The sequence below is a fragment of the Rhizobium sp. BR 315 genome (assembly GCF_050577975.1).
GTDB classification, from domain to species: domain Bacteria; phylum Pseudomonadota; class Alphaproteobacteria; order Rhizobiales; family Rhizobiaceae; genus Rhizobium; species Rhizobium miluonense.
Map to the genome: position 1 here is coordinate 1 of NZ_JARWKZ010000142.1, position 831 is coordinate 831.

The window sequence follows — 831 nt, forward strand, 5'->3', positions numbered from 1 at the left end:
TAGGCGATGTTGACAAAGTATGGCAACCAGATCTTAGCGGCGGCGATAGCGAGGAAAGCAGCGTATGATGTTTTGGTTTTGTCGTAGCGCGTGGCAATGCGACGGAACTGCTTCATTCGGTTGAACATGCGTTCGATGCGATTGCGATCCTTGTAAGCGCGGTAGTCGCAAGGTGGCGGGTTCTTCCGGGTTGATCGCGGCGGAATGATCGGACGAGTGCCATGCAGCAGAAGTTCCTCGCGGATGGCGTCCGCATCGTATCCCTTATCGGCAAGCATGCGGCGGGGCCGACCCACTGGCAGCGCGAGCAAGCCAGGAACGGCACTGTAATCGGAGGCTTCGCCGCCTGTCAGGATAAAGCCAAGAGGGCGTCCTTGACCGTCTGCGCGGGCGTGGACTTTCGTCGTAAAGCCGCCGCGTGATCGACCAAAAGCCTCCTTATGAGTCCCCCCCTAGCGCCGGCAGCCTGTGAATGGCCCCGGACTGTCGTGCTATCGATCATATGCTGCCAATCGTCTGTCAGGCCCAGCTCGACGAGCGTCTCGARTAAGGCATCCCAGACGCCTTGCTCGGCCCAACGTCGGAAACGCACGTAAACTGAATTCCACTTGCCGTATCGCTCATGCATATCGCGCCACGGACAACCGACCCGCAGCACGTGAAGCATCCCGTTCAAAAAGCACCGATTATCATGCAACGGGCGCGACTTGCGCCCGCGTTCCCTCGGTAAAAGTGGCTCGATGATCCGCCACTCTGCATCGCTCAAATCGCCACGTGCCAAAACTGCCTCCTAAAAGGTAGTCTTGAATCAGACCAAAGCTGATTTGTGAA

At 57.7% G+C, this 831-nt stretch carries 1 pseudogene; it reads right to left on the reverse strand.

The features are described 5' to 3' along the window. A pseudogene (locus tag QD409_RS35415) lies at nucleotides 1–781 on the reverse strand (IS5 family transposase); the annotation flags it as partial. Nucleotides 782–831: the final 50 nt, after the last annotated feature.